Source organism: Pseudomonas sp. P5_A12 (genome assembly GCF_056400685.1).
Map to the genome: position 1 here is coordinate 1 of NZ_JBFUKU010000553.1, position 1,543 is coordinate 1,543.

Consider the following 1,543-nt stretch of genomic DNA (forward strand, 5'->3'; position numbering starts at 1 on the left):
GCGTCACGGGATGCATTCCCACGCGGAGCGTGGGAACGATCAGGGTAGGAAATTAATCTTCCTTGCCCTTGTTACGCACCGCACGCGCCAATTCACGACCGGCGTCGCGTTCGCGTTCGGTGTCACGCTTGTCGTATTCCTTCTTGCCCTTGCCCAGCGCGATCTCGCACTTGACCATGTGCTTGCTCCAATACCAGGACAGGCACACGCAGGCGTAACCTTTTTGCTGCACTGCGGTGGCCAGCTTTTCCAGCTCGCGACGGTTGAGCAGCAATTTGCGGGTACGGGTCGGGTCAGCAATGACGTGGGTGCTGGCGGTCATCAGCGGCGTGATGTGACTGCCGAGCAGCCAGGCTTCGCCATCCTTGAGCAGCACGTAACTGTCGACCAGTTGCAGCTTGCTTGCCCGCAAACTTTTTACTTCCCAGCCGGCCAGGACCAGACCAGCCTCGAACTTATGCTCGATGAAGTAATCGTGTCGCGCCTTTTTGTTCTGCGCGATGGTCCCTGTGGGGTGTTTCTTCTGTTTAGCCATAGGGGCGGCATTATAGGGAGTTGCGCGCGAGTCGGCTACGGTATCGCTACGTGCTTGAGCAGGTTGATTGAATCCCGGACAATGCGGCCTCTTTTTTGAACGCTTGGGCGTGATAACGATGTCGACAGACAAGGTTTCTGTCCACGGCAGTTGGGCTAGCCGCTGGGTCTTCATACTCGCCGCGACCGGTTCGGCCGTGGGCCTGGGTAGTATCTGGAAATTCCCGTACATGGTCGGCGTCTACGGCGGCGGGGCTTTCGTGCTGATGTTCCTGGTCTGTATCGCGCTGATCGGCGTGCCGGTCATGTTGGCTGAAACACTGATCGGCCGTCGTGCCCGGCAAAGTCCGGCCAACGCCTTGAAGGTGCTGGCGCTGGAGGCGGGGCACTCGGCCAAGTGGTCCTGGGGCGCTTTCGCCGGGATGATCACGGCATTGCTGATCCTGTCTTTCTATAGCGTGGTCGGCGGCTGGTCGCTGGATTACATCATCGACATGGGGCGTGGCGATTTTCAGGGGGTGACGGCTGATCAGGTCGGCGCGTACTTCGGCAATGTGATCGCCGACCCGTGGCGCCTGACACTTTGGCACACGATTTTCATGCTGCTGTCGGCCATCGTGATCGCCAAAGGCGTGGTCGCCGGGCTTGAGCGCAGCTTGCGCATCATGATGCCGCTGCTGTTTGTGATGGTCATCGTGCTGCTGGGTTACAGCATGACCACCGGCCATTTCATGGAGGGTGTGCATTTCATGTTCGACTTCCACCCGGAAAAAGTCCTCGACGGTTTGCTGCCCGCCATGGGGCACGCGTTCTTTTCCCTGAGCGTGGGTGTCGGCTCGATCATGATCTACGGCGCTTACATGCCGAAGCACTCGTCGATTTCCGGCACTATCGTCGGCGTGGCGCTGCTCGATACGTTCGTTTCGCTGGTCGCCGGTCTGGCTTTGTTTCCGATTGTGTTCGCCGCGGGTCTGAACCCAAGCGAAGGCCCTGGCCTGATGTTTGTCAG

General features: G+C 59.2%; 2 protein-coding genes. One reads left to right on the forward strand and one right to left on the reverse strand.

Annotated elements, in window-relative coordinates; genetic code table 11:
* Positions 1–52: 52 nt before the first annotated feature.
* Positions 53–535, reverse strand: coding sequence for an SsrA-binding protein SmpB (gene smpB / locus AC1DSG_RS31030; protein ID WP_007942908.1), 483 nt, complete (start codon positions 533–535; stop codon positions 53–55).
* A 118-nt stretch (positions 536–653) separates the two neighbouring features.
* Here smpB and AC1DSG_RS31035 point away from each other — a divergent pair.
* Positions 654–1,543: sodium-dependent transporter (locus tag AC1DSG_RS31035; RefSeq protein ID WP_477794275.1), on the forward strand; the 890-nt coding region annotated here is incomplete at its 3' end.

Bases quoted from the DNA above. Each gene is read 5' to 3' on its own strand.
- smpB (WP_007942908.1), bottom strand. From the start codon at position 535: ATGGCTAAACAGAAGAAACACCCCACAGGGACCATCGCGCAGAACAAA.